This is a genomic window from Flavobacterium taihuense (assembly GCF_019351435.1).
GTDB lineage: Bacteria > Bacteroidota > Bacteroidia > Flavobacteriales > Flavobacteriaceae > Flavobacterium > Flavobacterium taihuense.
This window is the reverse complement of record NZ_JAHWYN010000004.1, coordinates 1-16738: the sequence shown is the minus strand read 5'-3', so window position 1 is coordinate 16738 and position 16738 is coordinate 1. Positions and strand designations below refer to the sequence as shown.

The 16738-nt window shown below is 32.3% G+C and carries 15 protein-coding genes; 7 read left to right on the top strand and 8 right to left on the bottom strand.

What is annotated here, in order from left to right; translation table 11 throughout:
• Window positions 1-47: 47 nt before the first annotated feature.
• The 4 genes from KZH69_RS05455 to prfA form a co-directional block, all read right to left on the bottom strand.
• A complete protein-coding gene (locus KZH69_RS05455; RefSeq protein ID WP_219316440.1) occupies window positions 48-842 on the bottom strand; it encodes an ABC transporter substrate-binding protein in 795 nt (264 codons plus the stop codon).
• 92 nt (window positions 843-934) lie between these two features.
• Window positions 935-1777, bottom strand: a complete 843-nt coding sequence (gene pyrF / locus KZH69_RS05450) for an orotidine-5'-phosphate decarboxylase (protein WP_219316439.1) — start codon at window positions 1775-1777, stop codon at window positions 935-937.
• 112 nt (window positions 1778-1889) lie between these two features.
• Window positions 1890-4091 (bottom strand): DUF5723 family protein, encoded by a 2202-nt coding sequence (locus KZH69_RS05445; protein WP_219316438.1) that lies wholly within the window; start codon window positions 4089-4091, stop codon window positions 1890-1892.
• 143 nt (window positions 4092-4234) lie between these two features.
• Window positions 4235-5311 (bottom strand): peptide chain release factor 1, encoded by a 1077-nt coding sequence (gene prfA / locus KZH69_RS05440; protein ID WP_219316437.1) that lies wholly within the window; start codon window positions 5309-5311, stop codon window positions 4235-4237.
• A 472-nt stretch (window positions 5312-5783) separates the two neighbouring features.
• Here prfA and KZH69_RS05435 point away from each other — a divergent pair, with 472 nt between their 5' ends.
• Window positions 5784-6311, top strand: a complete 528-nt coding sequence (locus KZH69_RS05435) for a hypothetical protein (RefSeq protein ID WP_219316436.1) — start codon at window positions 5784-5786, stop codon at window positions 6309-6311.
• Window positions 6312-6626: 315 nt separating this feature from the next.
• On the opposite strand, the gene KZH69_RS05430 is transcribed toward KZH69_RS05435, so the two are convergent.
• A complete protein-coding gene (locus KZH69_RS05430; RefSeq protein ID WP_219316435.1) occupies window positions 6627-7001 on the bottom strand; it encodes a winged helix-turn-helix transcriptional regulator in 375 nt (124 codons plus the stop codon).
• 171 nt (window positions 7002-7172) lie between these two features.
• Between KZH69_RS05430 and KZH69_RS05425 the strand changes: the two genes are divergently transcribed.
• The 3 genes from KZH69_RS05425 (at window position 7173) to KZH69_RS05415 (ending at window position 9099) form a co-directional block, all read left to right on the top strand.
• Window positions 7173-7778, top strand: coding sequence for an FMN-dependent NADH-azoreductase (locus KZH69_RS05425; RefSeq protein ID WP_219316434.1), 606 nt, complete (start codon window positions 7173-7175; stop codon window positions 7776-7778).
• Between the two features lie 534 nt (window positions 7779-8312).
• Window positions 8313-8468 carry a hypothetical protein gene (locus KZH69_RS05420; protein ID WP_165830446.1) on the top strand — a complete coding sequence of 52 codons (156 nt, stop codon included), beginning with the start codon at window positions 8313-8315 and terminating at the stop codon, window positions 8466-8468.
• A 118-nt stretch (window positions 8469-8586) separates the two neighbouring features.
• Complete coding sequence (locus KZH69_RS05415; RefSeq protein WP_111410770.1) at window positions 8587-9099, top strand: PRC-barrel domain-containing protein; 513 nt, start codon at window positions 8587-8589, stop codon at window positions 9097-9099.
• Window positions 9100-9377: 278 nt separating this feature from the next.
• Here KZH69_RS05415 and KZH69_RS05410 read toward each other — a convergent pair whose 3' ends face one another.
• The 3 genes from KZH69_RS05410 to KZH69_RS05400 are packed head-to-tail and all read right to left on the bottom strand — an operon-like array spanning window position 9378 to window position 10782.
• Window positions 9378-9833: a hypothetical protein gene (locus tag KZH69_RS05410; protein ID WP_219316433.1), complete on the bottom strand. Its 456-nt coding sequence runs from the start codon at window positions 9831-9833 to the stop codon at window positions 9378-9380.
• Window positions 9823-10230 (bottom strand): helix-turn-helix domain-containing protein, encoded by a 408-nt coding sequence (locus tag KZH69_RS05405; protein WP_219316432.1) that lies wholly within the window; start codon window positions 10228-10230, stop codon window positions 9823-9825. Before KZH69_RS05405 ends, KZH69_RS05410 begins: the two co-directional genes overlap by 11 nt.
• Window positions 10231-10242: 12 nt before the next feature.
• Window positions 10243-10782 (bottom strand): hypothetical protein, encoded by a 540-nt coding sequence (locus tag KZH69_RS05400; protein ID WP_219316431.1) that lies wholly within the window; start codon window positions 10780-10782, stop codon window positions 10243-10245.
• A gap of 590 nt (window positions 10783-11372) precedes the next feature.
• On the opposite strand from KZH69_RS05400, the gene KZH69_RS05395 reads away from it, so the two are divergent.
• The 3 genes from KZH69_RS05395 (at window position 11373) to KZH69_RS05385 (ending at window position 16370) form a co-directional block, all read left to right on the top strand.
• Window positions 11373-12398, top strand: a complete 1026-nt coding sequence (locus tag KZH69_RS05395; protein ID WP_219316430.1) for a BT4734/BF3469 family protein — start codon at window positions 11373-11375, stop codon at window positions 12396-12398.
• Between the two features lie 144 nt (window positions 12399-12542).
• Window positions 12543-14327, top strand: a complete 1785-nt coding sequence (locus tag KZH69_RS05390) for a reverse transcriptase domain-containing protein (protein WP_219316429.1) — start codon at window positions 12543-12545, stop codon at window positions 14325-14327.
• Between the two features lie 102 nt (window positions 14328-14429).
• The gene (locus tag KZH69_RS05385) at window positions 14430-16370 is read left to right on the top strand and encodes an ATP-dependent nuclease (RefSeq protein ID WP_219316428.1); all 1941 of its coding nucleotides are present in this window, start codon (window positions 14430-14432) and stop codon (window positions 16368-16370) included.
• Window positions 16371-16738 lie beyond the last annotated feature (368 nt).

Below are 16738 nucleotides of genomic sequence, written 5' to 3'. Positions count from 1 at the left end.
TACTTTTTCCCTTTTTCTACACACATTTCATCTTGCCTCTTGCTTCTTCAAATACTGTTATGCAGATATTTAAAATAATCTAAAGCTTTCAACAATCTGCTCCCGTACCAGGAAAACATTTCTCCGTCTACTAAAATGGCTTGGACATTAGTCGCAGATTTAGCTATTTCATAACCGTCTTCCGCTTGAAATGGAAATGGTTCTGAAGAGAGTAAAATCAAGTCCAAATTACCTTCCTCTTCCATTTTTTCGAGTACAATTTCAGGATATCGCTCTTTCGATGCAAAGTGATTCTGAAAATGATTCAGTTTTAATAATTCATCTATAAAAGTGCCCGAACCAGCCACCATATATGGTTTTTTCCAAATAAAGTAAGCCACTTTTTTTACAGGAATGGCTTCAATGAATTTTTTAAAATCGCTCAAAGCAAAAGCCAATTTATCGTTCCATTTCCTGGCTTCAATTCTTTTATCAAAAATATGACCAAAATCAGTAATCATCTGATAATTATCTTCGATGGTGTAAATATCTGTCACCCAAACTGGACATATTTTCAGCAACTCTTGAACTATTTCCTGAGTATTCTCTTCTTTATTGCAAATGATAATATCGGGTTCCAGTAATCGGATTTTCTCGTAATTGACTTTCTTGGTTCCTCCAATTATTTTTTTGGTAGACTTCAAATGATAGGGATGCACGCAAAACTTGGTGATTCCCACTATCCGGTCTTCCAAACCCAAATCAAACAACAATTCGGTTTGGGACGGCACAAGAGAAACAATTCGCTTGGGCGAAGTTTCAAAAGTATGGGTAACACCGATTTGGTCAGTGAATTGCTTCATTTTAGAAATTGCTTAATTTTGTTTAAAACCTTAAATTATTTAAAACCAAGAGAAAACAACTTTAAATTCTTAGAACTCAAACTCCGAAAACTTTAAAGTTTAAACTTTAAACGAACAATCTCCTGCATCTCTTGCTGCATTTTCATGGCTTCGGTTCTGGCTACGTCGGCAAAATCAGTTCCATTTGATGCATAAATAATAGCACGAGAAGAATTGATTAGCAATCCAATAGTGTCATTCATTCCGTATTTACAAACTTCCTGAAGACTTCCACCTTGTGCTCCTACACCTGGAACAAGCAAGAAACTGTCAGGAACAATTTTACGAACTTCGGTAAAATATTCCGCTTTGGTGGCGCCAACCACATACATCAAGTTTTTGGAATTTTTCCAAGTTTTAGAAGTTTCCAACACCTGTTTGTACAACTCTTTAGCTTCGCCTCGGGTTCCACTTACTTGCAGGGTTTGAAAATCAAAAGCACCTTCGTTGGAAGTTAAAGCCAGCATTATGGTATGTTTATTTTCGAAAGCAAGAAAAGGCTCAACCGAATCTTTTCCCATGTAAGGAGCTACAGTTATACTATCAAAATTTAAATCTTCAAAAAAAGCTTTGGCATACATCGCAGACGTATTTCCAATATCGCCACGTTTGGCATCAGCAATTGTGAAAATTTCCGGATACTTTTCATTGATATAATTTATGGTCTTTTGCAAAGAAATCCATCCTTTTAATCCATAGGCTTCAAAGAAAGCAATATTCGGTTTATAGGCAATTGCCAAATCATGGGTAGCATCAATAATGGCTTTATTAAACTCAAAAATAGGATCTTCGGTAGCCAATAAATGTTGCGGAATTTTAGTTAAATCTACATCTAAACCTACGCATAGAAATGATTTTTTTATTTTAATTTGTTGGATTAATTCTTGTGTTGTCATCTCTATTTTTTTAATCACTATTAATGTATTGTGAAATAATTCACTTTTATTTGGCATGCAAAAATAAAAAAAGCCATTCAATTAAGAATGGCTTTTTTAGAATTAAAACAAATTATAATTTTCCTTCGTATATCGTCCCTACGTGTATCACTTCGGTTCTTCTATTCTCTGCTCTTCCTTTTGCTGTTTTATTGTTGGCAACTGGTTTTGTCGCGCCATATCCCACATACGTTAAGTTTGCCGGATTAACTCCTTTGGCAATTAAGGCATCCATAACCACTTTGGCTCTTGCCTCAGAAAGTTTTTGATTCGCTTTAGCATTACCAACATTATCCGTATGTCCTTCGATAGAGAATTTGGCATTTGGATAGTTTTTAATAATATCTTTTATAGCTTCTAATCTTCCATCTGTTTCCCCTTTATCAGCAGTTTTTAAAATTGCTTCACCAGTTACAAAGAATACGGCTCTTGCCTGAACTTTAAGTTCTTTCAGTACTTCTTGAGTTACTTCGGGACAACCTTTATTACTAGCTGGACCAGGAACAGTAGGACATTCATCTTCTTTGTCAACTACACCATCTTTGTCAGCATCATTTTCTGGACAACCAAAATTGGCTACTAATCCTTTTTCGTTAGGACATTTATCATCTTTATCCAATACTGTGTCTCCATCAGTATCTGGCCATGGACATCCTTTATTTTCAACTGGGCCTGCAACAGCTGGACAACCATCAACATTATCCAAAACGGTGTCTTTATCTTCATCTCCCCATGGGCAACCTTTATTTTCTACTGGTCCAGCAACTGTTGGACATTTATCATCTTTATCAGCTACAGTATCGACATCAGCATCTGGCCAAGGGCAACCTTTATTTTCTGCAGGACCAGCAATTTTTGGACAATCATCCTCCTTGTCTAAAACTCCATCCTCATCGGTATCTTTAAATTTCTTTTGGTATACTGGGATTTTAAACCCAAAATACACATCTGCACCTTTTGATTCTTTTGAAAGCCAGTTGGTAATTACCGAGCTTGAACCCACGAATAATGCTCCAAAACGCAATCCTGTACCCACTTGCATTCCACTATATTCCATATAATTTATTGGAAGAGAAAAAGTAAACCATCTCGTTTCGTATCGAGGTGTCAAAATATAGGTGTTTGCTGAACTCGTTTTGCCCATAGCCGATTTATCAACCAAGCTAACATTTCCATTTAAGTTCAAATAGAATTTCTTGTACATATTCCAATCCGCATCTAAGTGCATTACTGTAGGTAAATTGGCTTTTATATTTTTATAGACAGTCACTGGAGTTCCGTAATGCTGTTCTAGAAAATCTCCAAGATTATCGGCATCATCAATATCTTGTCGAGAAACAGCACCATTGATATTGTAAGACTCTTCTTTTGAATTTTTATATGAGATAGCCCCTATATCAGTAACAGAGAGACCAAAACGCAATTTGTATTTGTTCAAGTCTTTAAAATTATTGTCGGTTGGTTTTGCATTATTCAAATCATAATTGGCATAATCCGGTCTCCACTCGTAAATAAAACCAAAATCACCTCCAAAACCAGTTGAATTCGAATCAAAAACATAGTCTTCATCACCAGTAACAATATCCTGACTGCTTCCAATAGTAAGCGTACCAGTTGTCATTAACATAGTTGTTGCAGGATCATTAGTTTGTACAAAAGAAGATGTTATATCACTACCTTTAGCATAAGCATTTACTCCTCCAATTAAATATTTAGCCGTAAAACCTCCTTTTAGAAAATGCTGCTTACTTTGCCATAAAACAGCTGCATAAGAAGCACCAATTTCTCCCCAAGTATGTCCAACCATGTTTGGATTTCCTACATTAATATTAAAATCATTTGCATCATCCAAACCATCCTTTACTTGATCGTATAAAAGCCCATTAATATCCGTTGCATTTACAACCGCTCTAGCCCTTGTAAAAATGGCAACTGCATGTTTTGGAGCAATATTAAACATGAAAGAAGGTCCCATCACATCAGAATACACAATTCCACCATTATTTTTCAATGGTGTTCTAACCCCATCTTTATTAGCATCATAACTACTTTTTGACAAGTCAAATAAACTTAGACCATAAAAGTCATTGTTTAAGGAACTGCTGGTAGAAAACATATTAATATCGGTTTTGAAACGAGAATCAACTATAGACGCTGGGTTAAAAAGCACTCCTTGTACCCCTGCATAATTATCGGGTATATAGCCCATATAGGATTGAGCATTTGCTGTCATAACAGAAAATAGAACAATTAAAAAAAGTAATGATTTTTTCATTAAATTGATTTTAAATTAATATTAAATTGGGTATTATATTTATTTTAATAGTATTATAATTCATTTCGTATAACAAAAACACAAAAAAAACACTTAATTAGTTTTTTACAACCAAGTAAGTGTTATCATTTAATTAAATCTTATCAGAAAACTTCACTTGCTTCTTTAAGTTTTTCCATGTTGTTTACTAATGCTAGCTCATCAACAATTTTCTGGATATCACCATTCATGATATTTCCCAAATCATATAATGTCAAACCTACACGGTGATCCGTCACACGCCCTTGCGCATAATTATACGTACGAATCTTAGCCGAACGGTCACCTGAACTTACTTGAGAGGTACGTTTGGTTGCATCTTCTGCTTGTTTTTTGGCCAATTCCTGTTCGTACAAACGAGAACGCAAAACGCCCAAAGCTTTGTCTTTATTCTTATGCTGTGATTTCTGGTCCTGACATTGCGCCACCAATCCAGTTGGAATGTGCGTCAAACGTACAGCCGATTTCGTAGTATTTACCGATTGTCCACCAGGTCCTGACGAACAAAAGAAATCCACACGTACATCATTCATATCAATCTGTACATCAAATTCCTCTGCTTCCGGAAGCACCATAACTGTCGCTGCAGATGTATGCACACGTCCTTGCGTTTCTGTTTGAGGTACACGCTGCACACGGTGAACTCCTGCTTCAAACTTCAAAGTTCCGTAAACATCCTCTCCGGTAACTTCAAAAATTACCTCTTTGAAACCACCCGAAGTTCCTTCGTTCATATCCACAACCGATGTTCTCCATCCTTGACCTTCACAGTATTTAGTGTACATTCTGAACAAATCTCCTGCAAAAATACTCGCTTCGTCCCCACCTGTACCGGCGCGAATCTCCACCATAACATTCTTTGCATCTTCTGGATCTTTCGGAATCAGCATGAACTTAATTTCATCCTCCAATTCCGGCAATCTTTCCTTGGCTTCTTCCAATTGCATTTTGGCCATCTCCGTCATATCGGCATCACTACCGTCAGCAATAATTTCGTTTGCTTCCTCGATATTTGCCATCAAAAGCACGTATTCATCACGCTTTTCTGCCAAAGCTTTTAAATTCTTATACTCTTGATTCAATTGCACATAACGTTTCTGATCGGCTATTACATCCGGTTGAATGATCAAATCCGAAATCTCATCGAAACGTTGTTTTACTATTTGAAGTCTATCTAACATTTTCTTATTCCTTTAATTGGAGTGCAAAAGTACAAAAAAACTATTCAGTTTACAATTTACCGCAAACAGAGAATAGGATTAAGATAATTCAGGAGCTATTTCCTGCTATCCACTGTAGTCCCGATTAACAAAAACTACGGCCAAAAAGCCTTGTTTTTGTTAATCGGGAGATGCCCCTGCACACGAGCTAAGCGAACTGGTGAAGCAATCAAGGCTAGAGCTTTTCGGTTTTAAAGGAGCCTTTACGGTTTCCCGTCGCATCCTTGAATCAAAACGATTTACTTTTGAAAACAACTACAAAACCATATACTTTTTTATAAGTGTTGTCGGTAATTAAATTATATATTTGATAAAACAACAAAGCCAACAAAGTAGCATCAATCCAACAAAATTAAGACAGGTGATAATTTTTGTTTCATATATACGCACATTAGCAGTCACTTAACCAACTGCAATCAAAAAATCAAAAAAAATGAACTTAAAAAAGAATCAAGTGATAAAGTTTATTGAAGTTTTAAAAAAAATTTTTACTAATTCATCATTTGAAAGTACCAAAAAAAACAATGAATTTGACAGTAAAATTTATGGCGAAGAAGTGACTATAAAAAATTCAATCAAAATAAATTTTCAAGGTTTGCTTTTTTTCATAATCATTGACATTTTATTATTGAAAAACATTGAATCATATCCAAATAAGTCACTAACAATTATTTTTTGCGTTATCATCTTGATAATACCATTTTTAAAAATAATTAATCAAAATCCAAAATTGATTATAGCTAAAGCACACATGATTTGTAATGGAAAACTAATAAAATGGACTGATATTGATTCAACTTTGATAGAAGAAATAGACCCAAATGATGTTTCAAGTTATTATAAATTACTCATCGTTCTTAAAAACAATAAAAAAATAAAAGTATCTTTAAATGACCAAAATTATTCCGTTTTTGAAATAAGTCATATAATTGAATATTATAAAGAAAAAAACACCTGCTAACGACTCCTACAGCGGATTTGGGCAATAGGCTTAACAGGAAGTTGGTTTTGCATCTGGAAGATTTGGCAAACCCAAATCGGGCCGACAATAAACCATAAAGTTAACACACACAAAAGCAACAAGAATAGAATTCCTGTAGCTTTTTTTATAAAATTGAAATTACTACTCTTTGTGGGCAAAGAATGCACCCGAGTCCCGATAAGTATCGGGACGAACTGATGAAGTAAATCCGCTATCAGCGTTATCATTTTACAAAACGCCACAGCAAATTTTAAGAGACCTATTTTATTGGTAAATGGTATAATTCAAATTGCCCTATTTTTTTCTCATACTCTCTTTGACTTTCTCTCTATGCAACGCTCCCCAAGTACTGAGTTCATGTATTACACTTTTTAAAGTTTGGCTATAATCAGTGGCGTGATATATAATACTAACAGGCGTCGTTGGATATACAGTACGCTTAATAAAATCATTCAACTCTAAATCTTTGAGCTCCTTTGCTAAAATTTTTGGTGATATTCCATCGATCTCTTTTTTTATTTCATTAAAACGTTTCGGAGATTGAATAAGACTAAGAATTAAAGCGATCTTCCATTTTCCATTTAAAACATAGAGCGCATCTATAATGTTCCTAAGAGATCCAGCGCATTCGTCCTTTGTTAGAAGTTCTTGTTCTTCAATTGTTTTCATGGAAGTAAAGATACAAACTTTCCCAAAAGTAACTGGTTTCCTTTAGGAAACTGCTATGTTTTGCATACTCCACAGGGGTAACTTTGCCTTGAATAAAACCTGTAAATCTAATTGTTTTCAATTACGCAATTAGTAGGTTATAAAAAAGTAAACTTTAAAATCATAGTAGTTATGAAACACATTCTTCATTTAATGTCTAGCATTCAACCCAAAGAATCCTATAGTATTCGGCTGGGTAACGCAATTATCGAAAAAATTCAAAGAAAATACCCCAATAGCACACTCGAAGAATTAAGTCTGGTGGATCTCAACATGCCGCATCTTAATCCGGAATTACTTCGCAAACTTTTTACTCCTGCCGATCATCTCAGTGAGGAAGAAAAAGAATCGATTGCATTTTCCAATAATTTACTGGAACAATTACTGGCAGCAGATATAATTGTTATTGGTGCCCCACTCTACAACTTTACCATCCATTCAGCATTAAAAACTTGGATTGATTATATTACAAGACCTGGAATAACCTTTGGATATGGTGAAGATGGGCGGCCTATTGGTTTGGTTACTGGAAAAAAGGTATACGTTGCAATGGCCTCAGGCGGTGTATACTCAGAAGGTCCTGGTCAAGTGAACGACTTTGTTGTTCCTTATTTAAAGGCTTTTCTAGGATTCTTGGGAATGACAGATCTTACGGCATTTCGAGCAGAAGGATTGAAGGTTCCGGGATTAAAAGAAGATGCTATGAATAAAGCAATTAATAGCATAATGATTGATTAAAATTATTATAAACTTCCTAAATATAGTAAACCTTCAGAATCATATAATTTTGGAGGTTTGCTGTTTTTTCTGAATACGAATTAGTACTATTTATTCTGACGTTTAAATCCGACAGTGTGGCTGTTTAATCCATGCCCGCCGCACTACCCCATAAAATTTACACACAAAAAAGCGGCAAGAATACAATTCCCGCAGCTTTTTTATAAAATTGAAATTATTACTCTTTGTGGGCAAAGAATGCACCCGAGTCCCGATAAGTATCGGGACGAACTGACGAAATAATTCTGCGCTATCGGGTAATTTATTTATTAGACCCGCATTGGAAACGCTTTGTTTCTTTTGCACAAGTAAGTAGGTACTCGTTGCAAACGAGCACCAGAGGGGGTGTTATTACAGTGTTCCCCATTCGCATTTTAATGGTTAGTCTGGTGTGAATTATATAACTTTTTGCTGAAATTACATACATCTTAGTCTAGTCTCCTTTGTACCTTTAGTATTGGATTAAAACTATTTTATAATCAAAAAAAAAAAGTCATGGCAGAAATTAAAATTGAGAAAAAAAAACCGGTATGGCCGTGGATTGCTGCAGGGCTGATAATCGCAGCACTTTTATACTTCATCCTTTTGAGTAATACCGAAACTCAAAGTGAAAGTAACGTAGAAATCGAAAACAGTACAAGTGTACGTTAGAAAGTGACAGATAAACAGCAGGATAATTGTGTTATTTCACCTATTGAGGAAATACAATCTATATTTTCCCGCAGCTGTACGCAGCAGAAAATGAATATATAATAGTAAAAAAGAAATTATGGAAAATAAAGACAGAAATTTATACAAATTGGATGAACTTTCGGATTATAAGATTGCTTCAAATTATTCTGATGTAAGAGGATGGAAAATAGTGGACGCTGATAACCGGACTATAGGCAAAATTGATAATCTGTGGGTTAATAAAGACATGCAGCGGGTTGTCTATCTGGATGTAAATGTAGACAAAGCATTGATAGAGGACAGCAGTAATGAGGTGCATGATGCTATAGCGAACGACAATGGAAAGGAGTTCATCTATAAAGACGGAAACAGCCATATTATCATACCCATTGGATCGGTGAGCATAAATAAAGACACGAAGATTGTCATGGCTAACAGTATAGGATATCATACTTTTAAAAACACGAACCGATTTAACAGTCAGCAGAATTTTGACAGAAATTATGAGCGAAGTGTAATGAAGTCCTACTACCCCGAAAATGATTCTAGTCATAATGAGGACAGTGATGATGACAGCTTTTACAAACGCAGAGAGTTTGACAATCACTAGTGTCACTAATAATAGAGATCTCATAGAATAAGATATCGTTTAGATATGTAAAAAAAAGTTTCTTAGTAAGATAGCAGATTTATACACGAACGAAGTGAACTTAATCTATAATCTTTACCAAGCAATATGCTATAAAGTTAACACACAAAAAAAAGCTGCAAGAAAATAATTCCTGTAGCTTTTTTTATGAAATTGAAATGACTAGTCTTTGTGGGCACGGATTACTTCGTCAGTTCACTTCGTTCGTGTGTAAATCCGCTGTCGTGTGCTATCAGATTTTATTTCTTTCCTTTTTCTAATAAATCATTAGGATTGATAACGGGCAGGATAAAATCACTTAAAACAGTTCCTTGGAAGCGCGTCATTAAAATCCCTCTCGATGTTGAATATGTTATAGAAGCCAATGCGTTTCCTAAAGCAGGATGAATACTAATAGCTCCATCCTTTTCCAGAGTGGTAAGTTCCTCTATATTGTCAACATAAAAAACATAAACAAAACTAAAATTTCCGACTGCTTCTTCAATAGTATCCTCTTCGCTTTTAGTCTCGACATGTACAGAAAAATCGGCTCTTACCAATTTGTCTTCAAGATTAAATCCCAATTCGAAATCAACATTAAAAGTATGGCCGGCAACTTTTTCATTTTCAAAATCAAAAGGGCTATTGATTTGCCCTTTAATGATTTTGAAATCTACAATTTCTATTTTTTCTGGGTGTAAAATATTAGCTGACATTGGCTAATGGTGTTTTTGGTTTGGTCTTAGATTTTTTCCACACATGGGTAAAGGATACATCTTTGGTGGTAACATGTGCATTCTTGTAAACAGTAATATGTCTTTTACCCCCTATCGAAGAAGACACAGGCTTTCTATGGGGAACAGTAATAATGGTATCCCCCAATTCTGCTTCTAATTTTGCAAGTGAACGCAAAGTGAAATTGTGTTCGCCTACTAACCATTTATTCACTTCTGAAGGTCTTTTTTCCAATTTTTCAGCCAAATCCTTTTGGCTAAATCCTTTTTCTTTTAATAGCTGATTTACGCGTACCACAATGTCAGCGTATAACTTAGTGAAGATTTTTGTTTCTTCGGGTGTTTCTGCTAAAATTCTTTGGGCTACTTTGCTTCTCATAATTTTGGGCTTTTAGAGGATGATTTCATCTGAACCATCATAATTAGTAAGTTTTCTGTTTTTTTTATCTACAATAATTGTTCCGTCACGAATAGCTTCGAGAATTCGTTTAGCAAATTCGCATGCTGCTCTCCAGATTAAGTGTAGTGAACTTTTTTGATTTGTTTGGTCATCTTTGGCACCTCCATTAAAAAGTATAACGATATTATTTGTAATTTTTAAGGCGTATAATCGTAACGGAAAATTTGGATAGTGATAAGTGATTTCATCGAGCACCACTTTACCTTGAACCGGCAATCCTTTTACTTCGTTTTCATTTCTGTTAAACAATTCATTAATTGCACCATGATCCTCTCCGATTGCGTATATTACAAATGATAATAATTCCTGATTGGCTTGTTTGTATTCTGGTAAAGCATCATACTTCTCAAAAAACAAATCAGTCTCATTGGTTTGAAGATCATCGTATCTCACGGTGTAAAAAGTGCACTTTGCACCTTCATCATCCCATATTTCTAGAGCAAATATATTCACTTTACTAGTTGTTTGCAAACAAAAATACACTTTTAAGTGTATTTTATGACTATTTTAGATTTTTTTTTAATTTAAAAATACTTTTTTTCAATAAATTCATTTCTCAATACCTCTCAAAATTTTCATCCCAACAAAAAACATCGATTTAGATAGGCAGTTTCACACAATATTGTCATACTGACGAAGGAAGGATCTCCATAAGTAACTCGACAATCTTAAAAAATAACCCGACCGTTCGGATAGGTGAACAAAAGTTTCTTAGTAAGACAGGCAGATTTATACACTAACGAAGTGTACTGACGCTATAATCTATGCCCGCAGTAATAAGCCATAAAATTAACATACAAAAAAAGCTGCAAGAAAATAAATCGTGTAGCTTTTTTTATAAAACTAAAATTGCTAATCTTTGTGGGAGAGGATTGCAGATCAGTTATAGTGGGTTTATACTCATGTAAGTACTAAAAGTTTGCAACAAATAAACTTGTGTAAAATAAATATTATAAAAAATTATGGTTTACGTAATGGATATAAGAATTAAATTGCAATATTTGTTTTATTATTTAGTTAAAAATAATTTTCATAAACAGATCAACTAATTTTAGGAAATCATGAGGGCTATAAATGAAATTTTAGACTTAAATGTATCATATCAAGCAAATACATGGTCTGCAATTTCTATTGAGCCTAAAATTGAAATAATTTTAAATGAAATAAAATCAGAAAAACATAAAGTTCAAATCTTTCGATTAAGAAAAAAACTTGAAGAAGGTGATAAAGAATATTATGATAATTATAAGAAACAGTTGCCTGCAGTGACTTTTAGCGGAACTTTTAATTTAAACAGATCGTTTAATAAATTAAAAACATACAACTCTTTAATCGTTATTGATATTGATAAGCTTAATTCAGAACAGCTAATAGAAAATTATAAACAACTTTTAAATGATGAATATGTAATTTCATTTTGGCGTTCACCTTCTAATAAAGGTTTTAAAGGTCTGGTTTCAGTTGAATATATAGTCCAAGAAAATGAAAATGATTTAGATAGATTGCATAAAAGTGCATTTAAAAAACTATCAGAGCATTTTTTAGAACAATACAATATTGAACTGGATAAAAGTGGTAGTGACATTACTAGACTTTGTTTTATGTCATATGACGAAGAATTAATCATAAAAGAAACATTTACCAACTTTAGTGTAAAAAGTGATGATCTTATTGTTTTGACAAAAACTAAGGGTAATAAAGAGACAGAATTAAAAATTGTAAGTACAAAAGACAAGCTTTATAATCCATATGAAAGAAATGATCAATTCAATAGAAAAATAATGACCGATATTATAAGATATTTATCAAAAAAAGGATCGAGTATCACATTTTCATACAGTGAATGGTGTAAAGTTGCAATGGCTATAGCTAATTCATTTACTTATGATATCGGATTGAATTACTTTTTAAAATTAAGTGTATTAGATGGGACAAAATATAATGAAATAAGTTGTACTAATTTTTTAAACAACTGTTATGAAACAAGAAAAGGAAATGTAAATTTTAATAGTATAGTTTATTTAGCAAACCAAAGAGGCTATCATACAAAAAAACAAAAAAATGGGGTACCGAAGGTGGAGGATTAATTTCTATTCGCGAATATCACTTCTCATTAACGGTAAAGCACTGCCAGAGAGTTTAAAAGAGACTAAATACAAATATGTATCAGTATCAGTATCAATAGTCATACGTGAGAAATCACGTTACAGGAGACCCCATTTTTTTAATGTATGAGACAATTTGAAAATTATTTTACAGAAAACGAGATCTTAAGACAAATTTGTAAAATTCGTGTGAAGCTTGCTAAAAGTAAATCAAAAAAACATTTACTTCATCTATTAACTTCCTCTTCTAATTACAATTATCATTTAAAGTCAAATAAAACTCCCAACAATGATTTTGAACAATATCAGTGTGATTTAATGGTGTTTTTGAGAACAATCTTACCTCCAAGAAAAAAATGGATTAACCTTGGTGAAAATTCAAGAAGAAAATCCAATTCGAGAAATGAATTTTTAACATCAAACGATAAAAATTTTTATTCGTTGTTAAAGACAATTAAAGTTCATAGTAAAAAAGATTTAAAGGAGCAATGGTATTTAGATTTACAAAAGTTCATTTATGAAACTTTAGAATTATCTAAAAATAAGTCATTTTCCATTACAAAACCAGTCATTTTTCCAAAATTAAAAGAAAAATTAAAAGAAAAATTAGATGAAGGTGAAGTCAATGAATGTAGGCCAATATGCATATTTAGTTTGAAAGAAAGAATAATTCTAAGTGCTACAAATAAATTTTTGACTCAATTATTTGATGAACATTTTCAAGATAGTTCTTTTGCTTTCAGATCTAAAAAAAACTCAGAAAACATAATATTATCCCATCATGATTGTATAAATGATATACTCAAATTTAGAAATGCAAATAAGGGAACTGACTTATACATTGCCGAATGCGACATGAAAAAATTTTATGATACAGTAAATCATAAAATTGTAAAATCATTATTTACCGACCTTATTACAAAGTCAAAAATCCTTTATCCTGAATTAAATCTTGATAATTCGATACACATTTTTGAAACTTATTTAGATTGTTTCGCATTTAATATAAATGTTCCAAAATCCTCAGATATAAAATATTGGAATTCATACAGAATTCCCAAAGGCGAATTCTCTTGGATAGGTAATGTTGTTTCAGATCATTATTCAGATATAACAATTGAAAGAGTTGGCGTTCCACAGGGAGGAGCACTTTCTGGTCTAATTGCCAATATATATCTTAATTACGCTGATACTCTTTTAAGTGGTAAGACTTTCTTATACCAAAGATTTTGTGATGATATGATTATCATTTCAGAGGATTTACAAGAATGCACTTCTGCAAAAGAAATATATGAGAACGCTTTAAATGAATTAAAACTCTTTCCTCATAATTTTAAATCCGAAAATGAATTAATGGAAATAAAAGACAATGAAATAAATTATAAACCTTTCTGGAAAGGAAAATCAAAAGGGCCATACAAATGGGGTGAAATAGGAGAAAACTCCTTTCCTTGGATTGGTTTTGTTGGATATGAGATTAATTTCTTGGGCGAAATTAGAGTCAGAAAAAGATCATTTGAAAAAGAATTGCAAAAACAAAAGGCAGTAATTAAAGAAATAAAAAATGCAATTGAAAATGGAATGCGTAAGTCAAAAGGAACTGCAACAGAATCAGCAATAAATAGGCTAATTGGCATGTCCGTTGGACGTATTGGTATGGATAATTTTAATGAAGTTTCAACAGATATGTGTTGGAAAAATGGATTTAAACTACTGAATTTCAATAAACATTCAATTATACAGATAAAGCATCTAGATCGAAATAGAAGCAAGTTGTATTATAAATTACTTAAACAAGTAGAAGAACCAGAAATTATAAAAGATAAAAAACCAAAAAGACAAATTATTAAATATAATAAACCTTTTAGTTATTACTATCAAATATTAGAAAGACAGAAAAAAATGGATTAGGGAACTTAGAATTATTTCCTGAATAATTTATAATGTCACGTCTATTCAATAAGCCCTTAAATTTAATTCCTAAACTATTAATTATTTAAGAAAATAATGAAGATGCATATAAAGTCATTCTATATTGATAATTTTCGAGGCTACCGAAAATTTAAATTAAACTGTGAAAAAGATTTAAATGTAATAACAGGTATTAATAATAGTGGCAAAACTACAATTCTAGAAGCAATCTCATTATGGAATGAGCTTTTTGGCTATCTAATATCAAAAGCACAAAAAGGGAATAATAAACTTTTAATAAGTCAGAATGATTTTCGGTTTTCTCATAAGAACGGTAATTATTTCGATTATCGTAAGTTTAATTCAGTAAGAACTTCGGGATATAAAGATATCTTTTATGATTTAAAGACTAGTAACAAAATCACAATATCAGCGATAGTAGAAAACAATACTGACAAAATTGAAATTGGTTTCGTTATAAATGCAGTAACTGGAAATAATTATAATATTGTTTTAAAAGAGCATGATCGATTTGATTTTCAGAAATTTAATAGAATTTTTAATTTATTACCGAATCCTATTGGCTGTTTCTTTTCTTCCCCAATTGCAACATTACCAACCATGGAGGAGTTTTCATTACCTCCGAAAATTAAAGAAGGGGTTAAAACTAGGCAATCGGTCCTTTTTTTTAGAAATAGACTGTTTAATTTATTTCAGTCAGCCAATGAATTTCAGATTTACAAAACAATGTTATCTCAAATTGTATTTAATGATAATAATTCTATTGAATTTAGAATTATTGGAGATATCCAAATCGATATAAATATTTCAATTGAGGTCAGCATAAAACAGAAAGGATATAAAAACATTTCATTGCTTGGCAGTGGAACAATACAAATTATGGAAATTTTGCTTCATCTTTTTGAAGTCAAAAAAGATTTGAACGTAATTCTTTTAGACGAACCGGATAGCCATATTCATAGAGACATACAAAAAAGACTTATCAAGGAGTTAGCTAATAGCCAAATTCAATTTTTTATAACAACTCATAATGAAGCTCTCATAAGAAGTACAAATCCTAAAAATATATTTTTTATTGAAGAAGATGTTTCAAGTAAATCACTAACAGAATATCATCCAATATACAATCAAACATTAACTGCAAAAAAATCAGGTATATCGCCATCATACCATTCTCATATAATGCACAAAATTGGAGCGGAAACTTCATTAGATATATTAAATGCTCTAGAGGCGGACAAAATATTTTTTGTTGAAGGATGTGACGACAGTGATTATATAAGAAAAATAATGGAAATCAATAATATCAATATTGACTGTGTTTTTTGGGCATTTGATGGACTTGATAATTTAATTAGTAAAATTAAACATTACAAAGTTTTTTTCAGCGGAATAGGCAATATTTCAGCGCTGTGGAATAAATGTTCTATTATCGTTGATTCTGATTATACTACAGATCTTCAAAAGGGAAGTTTGAAAGAAGCACTGAAAAGAAAAACTGGACTTTCGACATTCATTTGGAATACATATACAATTGAATCTTCAATTCTAAAGGATAAGAACGCTTTATCGAAAATATTATCTACTTATACCCATTCGAAAGGAATTATTAAAACAATTTCAGAAATTGATAATGTTATAGATGAAAAATATGCAGAATATGTATTGGAGAAAACAGCTTTTATGGATAATGATATATTATTTTGTAATAGTGTTCAAGGACAAATTGATGCAAGAAAAGCAAACTTAAAAAGTAGTCTAGAAATTTCTAAAGTTTATAATGGAACAAACCTTTCAAATTCATATAGAATTTATTGTAAAGAACAATTTAAAACAGGATTAATAGATCATATATGTAATAAAGATGATGTCGAAATTATTCTGACAAAAATTGTTACTGAATTAGGTATAGAAATTGACAGCACAATTGAGAACAGAATTTACGAATTGATACCTTTTATTGATGTAAATAATCAACCTAACGAATGGAATGATTTAGCAGCATTTATAAAACAGATTTAAAAATTTATATAACCACGATCGCTCGGATATGCTCAACGATAGCAATCAAATTTTTTCCGTTCCCGTTCCTATATTAATAGAAACTAGATTTTCTTTTTTTAATCTGTTAAGGTATACTTTGCGGGCATGGATTACAAATCTACCTCGATCGGGTATATATAAAAACGTACCCTAATTTTTATATACACAGCAGAATGGAAGAAAATCAGAAACATATAAAATAAAAAGCCTGCACATAAGCCTACCGTCTGGACACAACTTTTTTTATCTTTGAGATAAAAAAATGCAGACAAGACATTTTGAAGATTTAAAAGACAAGCGATTGTTGAATAGAGGAAATTCTATTCTCAATCGCTTGTTTGCTAAGA